General features: G+C 74.4%; 8 protein-coding genes. 5 read left to right on the forward strand and 3 right to left on the reverse strand.

The features are described from left to right. Nucleotides 1-402: dihydrodipicolinate synthase family protein (locus ACLBYE_RS28905; protein WP_447696793.1), on the forward strand; the 402-nt coding region annotated here is incomplete at its 5' end. Between the two features lie 10 nt (nt 403-412). On the opposite strand, the gene ACLBYE_RS28910 is transcribed toward ACLBYE_RS28905, so the two are convergent. Beyond that, entirely contained in the window at nt 413-787 is a 375-nt protein-coding gene (locus ACLBYE_RS28910; protein WP_447696794.1) for a DUF2794 domain-containing protein, read from the reverse strand. Between the two features lie 345 nt (nt 788-1,132). On the opposite strand from ACLBYE_RS28910, the gene bluB reads away from it, so the two are divergent. Together bluB and ACLBYE_RS28920 are read left to right on the forward strand one after the other, a co-directional pair. Beyond that, on the forward strand, nt 1,133-1,771 hold the full coding sequence (gene bluB, locus ACLBYE_RS28915; RefSeq protein WP_447696795.1) for a 5,6-dimethylbenzimidazole synthase: 639 nt from the start codon (nt 1,133-1,135) through the stop codon (nt 1,769-1,771). 184 nt (nt 1,772-1,955) lie between these two features. Next, nucleotides 1,956-2,465: a L,D-transpeptidase gene (locus ACLBYE_RS28920; protein ID WP_447696796.1), complete on the forward strand. Its 510-nt coding sequence runs from the start codon at nt 1,956-1,958 to the stop codon at nt 2,463-2,465. A gap of 21 nt (nt 2,466-2,486) precedes the next feature. On the opposite strand, the gene ACLBYE_RS28925 is transcribed toward ACLBYE_RS28920, so the two are convergent. Continuing rightward, nucleotides 2,487-2,795, reverse strand: coding sequence for a cupin domain-containing protein (locus ACLBYE_RS28925; protein WP_100253270.1), 309 nt, complete (start codon nt 2,793-2,795; stop codon nt 2,487-2,489). A 239-nt stretch (nt 2,796-3,034) separates the two neighbouring features. Here ACLBYE_RS28925 and ACLBYE_RS28930 point away from each other — a divergent pair, with 239 nt between their 5' ends. Next, complete coding sequence (locus ACLBYE_RS28930) at nt 3,035-4,045, forward strand: 2-keto-3-deoxygluconate permease (protein ID WP_020095352.1); 1,011 nt, start codon at nt 3,035-3,037, stop codon at nt 4,043-4,045. 19 nt (nt 4,046-4,064) lie between these two features. Here ACLBYE_RS28930 and ACLBYE_RS28935 read toward each other — a convergent pair whose 3' ends face one another. Further along, nucleotides 4,065-4,343: a DUF1674 domain-containing protein gene (locus ACLBYE_RS28935; protein WP_447696797.1), complete on the reverse strand. Its 279-nt coding sequence runs from the start codon at nt 4,341-4,343 to the stop codon at nt 4,065-4,067. 56 nt (nt 4,344-4,399) lie between these two features. Between ACLBYE_RS28935 and ACLBYE_RS28940 the strand changes: the two genes are divergently transcribed. Then, entirely contained in the window at nt 4,400-5,779 is a 1,380-nt protein-coding gene (locus ACLBYE_RS28940) for an RsmB/NOP family class I SAM-dependent RNA methyltransferase (protein WP_447696798.1), read from the forward strand. Nucleotides 5,780-6,262: the final 483 nt, after the last annotated feature.

Below are 6,262 nucleotides of genomic sequence, written 5' to 3' on the forward strand. Positions count from 1 at the left end.
TCCGGGCGGGGCCGGGGGCGGGCCGCCGCCGGGATCGCGGCCCTGCGGGAGGCCGTCCCGGCGGGCTTCCCCATCGGCTTCAGCGGCGACTGGAACGTCACCGAGGCGCTGATCGCCGGCGGCGCGGCGTGGTTCAGCGTGGCGGGCGGCCTGTTCCCCCGGACCTGCCTGGCGATCGTCCGGGCCGTGGCGGTGGGCGAGACCGAGCGGGCCCGCGCCCTCGACGCGGAGCTGGAGCCCCTCTGGACGCTGTTCCGGACGCATTCCAGCCTGCGGGTGGTCTACGCCCTGGCCGATTTCATGGGCCTGTGCCGCGCCGAGCCGCCGCGGCCGATCCGACCCCTGGCGCCGGAGGCGGTGGCCGAGATCGCCGCGACCGTCCGGCGCCTGTCCCTGTCCTGAGCGGGCGCGGTCAGACCGCCGTCGGCGCCGGTTCCAGCACGGCGATCACCCGGGCGAGCTCGGTGCCGCGCTTCAGGATCTGGCCGCTCGCGGCGACGACCGCGTAGGCCCCCTGGCGCCGGGCGAGCTTGGGATCCTTCTCGATCCGGTAGAGCGGCATCTCGGACGAGCGCCGGTAGATCGAGAACACCGCCTTGTCGCGGCGGAAGTCGAGGGCGTAGTCGCGCCACTCGCCCGCGGCGACCTGCCGGCCGTAGAGGTTGAAGATCGTGCGGAGCTCGTCCCGGTTGAAGGCGATCTGCGGAGGGGCCGCGCGGGCGGGGAAGGGGATGACATGGCCCGCCGCCTCGTCGGGCCTCGACCCGGCGCTCGTCCTCTCGGTCATCACGGCTCCCGTGCATCGATGCTTTGCCGGATGATGGGCCTCGCCGCCGCGGCCCGCAAGGGTCGCGCGCGCCGTGTCCTGCGAGACACGCCCAAGCGACAAAAAACACGGTTTGGCCCGATTCACGCCTTTTGCAGGCCGCGTTGCGGCGCGACAACAGGCGTCGAACCTCGCCGGGTTCTGCCCGGTCGGCGACCGACACCCAGCTCCCCAGCCATCGGTCGCCGTTCGGGATCCCAGGATCCGGCACTCCGAGGTTTCGAGACCCAAGACTTCAGGCCGCCCCTCGGGCGGCCTTTTTTCCGTTTCCCGTCGGGCCGGGGTTGCGGCTATGCCAGCCGCACCATGGGCCCGCCCGCCTTCGACGCCGCCTTCCTGCACGACCTCGACGCGCTGTTCGCGTGGCGCCGCGACGTGCGCCGCTTCCGGACGGACCCGGTCGACGAGGACGCCCTGCGCGCCTGCCTCGCGGCGGCCCACCGGGCCCCCTCGGTCGGCAACAGCCGGCCCTGGCGCTTCGTGCGCGTCGCGGATCCGGGACGCCGCCGCGCGGTCGCGGAGAACTTCGCCGGCTGCAACGAAGCCGCGGCCGCGGGCTACGCGTCCGACCGGGCCGCGCAGTACCGCGGCCTGAAGCTCGCCGGCCTGCGGGAGGCGCCGGTCCATCTGGCCGCCTTCTGCGACGCGGCCACCGAGACCGGCCTCGGCCTCGGCCGGGCCAGCATGCCGGAGACCCTGGCCTACTCGGTGGTGGGGGCGGTGCAGTGCTTCTGGCTCGCCGCCCGGGCCCGCGGCCTCGGCGTCGGCTGGGTCTCGATCCTGGAGCCGGAGGCGGTCACGGCGATCCTGGCCGTTCCGGAGACGTGGCGGCTCGTGGCCTATCTCTGCGTCGGCTACCCGGTGGAGGAGCACCTCGACCCGGAGCTGGAGCGCCACGGCTGGCAGCCGGAGGACCGGCGCGGGAGCGAACTTCACGAGCGCTGACACGCGCGGAGCGGCGGCCCCGCCGCGGGGCAACGGCCCGTACACCCTGGTTCGTGGTTGCTCTTTTACCGTGCCCCGCGGATCCGCAGAATGACCCCGCGTCAACCATAGCTTTTCTCGGAACGGTAAGCTCGGCCGGGGATTACTTGCCCGCGTCTAGTCTAGCTTTGCGAGGATCGCGGTGATGTCGGGTCGGGTGGCGGCTCTATTCGGTTTGGCCGGCGCGATGCTGGCCGGTTGTTTCCAGGCGGTGCAGGCGCGCGAGATCGTCCCCTTCGCCAACGGCGTCGCGCCGGGCTCGGTGGTGATCAGCGTGTCGCAGCGCAAGCTCTACCTGGTGAACGGCGACGGCACGGCGATCCGCTATCCCGTGGCGGTGGGCCGTCCCGGCAAGCAGTGGTTCGGCATCAAGCCGATCGACGGCAAGTACGTCGCCCCCGCCTGGTCGCCCCCCGCGGAGGTGAAGCGCGACAACCCGCGGTTGCCGAACCTCATCGCGGGCGGCTCGCCGCACAATCCCATGGGGGCGGCGGCGATGACGCTCGCGGGCGGCGAGTACGCGATCCACGGCACCAACCGTCCGAACTCGGTGGGCACCTACGCGTCCTACGGCTGCATCCGGATGTACAATCAGGACGTGGTCGACCTCTACGCGCGGGTCGATGTCGGCACGCAGGTCTACATGACCCACTGAACCGGCTGAGGCCCGCCGGCCTCACCCGGCCGGCGGGGCGGTCGCCTCGACGGCCGTGAAGGTCTCCAGGATCCGGTAGGTGTGCGCGGCGCCGGCCGGCACGCAGTAGGAATCGCCCGGCGCGAGCGCCACGGTCTCGCCCTCCAGCACGAGTTCGGCCCGGCCACTGACGACGTAGCCGACCGTCTCGTGCGCCGAGGTGGTCATCGGCTTGTCGGCGTTGGGCTCCTCGGCCCGCCACATCCGCATGCCGAGCCGCTCGCCGCGGGCGAGGTGGATCTCGCCGTGCGGGCCCGCGGCCGCGCTCCGGGCCGATACTGTCGTCGCCATCGTCGCCTCCCTCCGGTGAACCTCGCCAACGGGGCCCGACGCCCGACGTTCCGCGCCCGACAGCGCGACACGTTCGGCAAGCCCCGCGCCGGGGCGCCGCTTGACGGCCCGCGCCGCGCCCCGACAGGATGACGCACCGGTCCGAGAGGCGCCCGACAGAGGCGCGGGCCGGCGCGGCGTCCGCGATCCCGCCCGGGTCCGGCGCGTCGGCGGACGACCCGGATCGGGAGGGACGCGCCATGCAGATCAAGGCGGCGATCGACAGGATTCCCGGCGGCCTGATGCTGGTGCCGCTCCTGCTCGGGGCCCTGTGCAAGACCTTCGCGCCGGGCGCCCCGGCCTATTTCAAGGGCTTCACGCAGGGGATCATGACCGGCGTGATCCCGATCCTGGCGGTCTGGTTCTTCTGCATGGGCGCCTCGGTCAGCCTGAAGGCGACCGGCACGGTGCTGCGCAAGTCCGGGACGCTGGTGGCGACCAAGCTCGTCGCCGCCTGGGCGATCGTGCTGGTGGCCGGGCTGTTCATCCCGCCCGAGGGCATCCAGACCGGCTTCTTCGCCGGCCTGTCGATCCTGGCGATCGTCTGCGCGATGGATATGACCAACGGCGGCCTCTACGCCTCGCTGATGCAGACCTACGGCAGCCGCGAGGAGGCCGGCGCCTTCATCCTCACCTCGATCGAGTCCGGCCCGCTGATGAGCATGATCATCCTCGGGGCCTCCGGGGCGGCGCATTTCGAGCCGCAGATCTTCGTGGGCGCGGTGCTGCCCTTCCTGGTCGGCTTCGCCCTCGGCAACCTCGACCCGAAGCTCCGGGCCCTGTTCGCGCCCGGCGGCCAGCTGATGATCCCGTTCTTCGCCTTCGCGCTGGGGAACACGGTCGACCTCAACAACCTGCTCTCGCCGCTCGCGGGGCTCGGCATCGTGCTGGCGCTCGCGGTGATCGTCCTGACCGGCATCCCGCTGATCCTGGCCGACCGGGCGATCGGGGGCGGGACCGGCACGGCCGGCTTGGCCGCCTCCTCCACCGCCGGGGCGGCGGCCGCCAACCCGCTGGCGATCGCCGCCGTCGCCCCGCAATTCGCCCCCTCGGCGCAGACCGCCACCGTGCTGGTGACGATCTGCATCATCGTCACCTCGATCCTCGTGCCGATCCTGACCGGGCTCTGGTACCGGCGGTTCGGGGCGGGCGTCGCGGAGGCCCGGGCCGAGGAAGAGGCCGGCGCGCCGCTGGCGGTCCCGGCCGAGTAGGCGCCCCGCGGCGGGTCCCTCAGAAGTCGACCGCGAGGCCCTTCACCTCCCAGTCGTCGTAGCGGACCGGCTCCAGGCCGCCGCGCCCCTGGCGCTCGGGCTTGGCGCCGATCTCGGCGGCCCGGGTGTCGATCGCCGCGCGGCGCTCGGCGGCCTCGGCGAGGGCGCGCTGCGCCGCCGGGCTGAGGATGCGGGGCGGGGCGGCGCCGTCTCCGGCCTCCGCGGCCGGGTCCTGTCGGTGCGGGTCCTGTCGGTGCAGGTCCTGTCGGTGCAGGTCGTGTGCGGTCGGCTCTTGCATCGCGCTCGCTCGGGTGTGAGGGCGTGGGTCCGGAAGACGTCGGATCTGGAGCAGAAGTGGCATCGCGGGACACAGGCCGCAACACGCGGAACGCAGCGGCACCGGGCGGGACCGGTCCGGACATCGCGGGACTGGGCGCGCGCCGCGCGGCGATGCAGGCGGTCGCGGCCCTGATCGGCCAGGAGCGCCCGCCCGCCCTCGACGACGCCCTCGCCCAGGCGATCCGCGCCGAGGCGCTGGCGCCGGCCGATGCCGGGCTGGCGCGGGCCATCGCGGTGGCGACCTTCCGCCGCTACGGTCTGATCCGCGCCGCCCTAGCCGCGCGGCTCGAGCGCGGGCTCCCCGCGGCCAAGCCGCAGCTCACGGCCCTGCTGGCCACCGCGACCGCCCAGATCCTCGACCTCGCGGTCCCCGACCACGCCGCGGTCGACCTCGCCGTGCGGCTCGCCAAGGCGGATACCCGCACGGCCCATCTCGCCGGGCTCGTCAACGCGGTGCTGCGCCGGGTCGCCCGCGAGCGCGACGCGATCCTGGCCGCGGACGCCGACGCCCTGACGGTCAACACGCCGGACTGGCTCGCCCGCCGCTGGATCGCGGCCTACGGGCCCGAGCGCGCGGCCGCGATCGCCCGCGCCCACCTCGCGGGGGCCGCCATCGACCTGACCCCGCGGGGCGAGGCCGCCGACTGGGCCGCGCGGCTCGGCGCCGTGACCCTGCCGACCGGCTCCCTGCGCCTGCCCGAGAACGGCCCGGCCATCCCCGAGCTGCCGGGCTTCCAGGAGGGAGCGTGGTGGGTCCAGGACGCCGCCGCGGCGCTGCCGGCCCGACTCCTGGCACCGCGGGACGGCGCCCGCGTCCTCGACCTCTGCGCGGCGCCCGGCGGCAAGACCCTGCAGCTCGCCGCCACCGGCGCCCGGGTCACGGCGGTCGATCGGTCCGCGCCGCGGCTGGAGCGCCTGCGCGAGAACGTCACGCGGCTCGGCTTCGCCGTCGACGTCGTGGTCGCCGACGCCCTCGTGCTGGAGCCGCAGGACCACGACGCCGTGCTGCTCGACGCGCCGTGCTCGGCCACGGGGACGATCCGGCGCCATCCGGACGTGGCCTGGACGAAGGCCGAGGCCGATATCCGGCGGCTCGCCGCGCTCCAGGCGAAGCTCCTCGACCACGCTGCCGGGCTGGTGCGGCCGGGCGGCCTGCTCGTCTACTGCACCTGCTCGCTGGAGCCGGAGGAGGGCGAGTCGCAGGTGGCGGCGTTCCTGGCCCGCGATCCCCGCTACGCGCGGGTGCCGGTCCGGCCCGAGGAGGTCGGCGGCGCCGCGGCGCTGATCGACGACCGCGGCGACCTGCGCACGCTGCCGTGCCACCTGCCGGAGTTGGAGGGTGCCCGCGGCGGGCTCGACGGCTTCTTCGCGAGCCGCCTCCGGCGGGCGGACTGACCGGGGGCGGACCGGGGGTCGCACCCGAGCCCGGAACCCAGACCCGCACCGTGCCCCCTCTCCCGTGCGGGAGAGGGCTGGGGTGAGGGACAAGACGTTTCCGGATCGCGCGCCATCACGGTTCGGCCAGGGCGCGCCACGTCTGGACAGACCTGATCCCTCACCCTGTCCCTCTCCCGCACGGGAGAGGGGACTCGCGCCTGACTCTCGCGCGTCGAGACGTCCAACGGCGCTCCGACCTTGACAATGTTCCTATTTTGTGCTTCCTGACCGCACCTGTCCGCGGCGGCCCGGGAGCGATCCCGGGGCGTCCTTCGGGGGCCCGTCCGGTGGCTGACCGTGCGGGTCCGGGGACGGGGCGGCGCCCGCGTCGGTGGCTCTCAGCCGCCATCGCCCCGGGCGGCGGACCGGTGCGGGGCGTGCCTCGGACGCGGGCGTGAGACCGGGCGGCACTGTGCCCGGCGGGGTGAGGAAATGCCCCCG

This window comes from Methylobacterium sp. A52T (genome assembly GCF_053346095.1).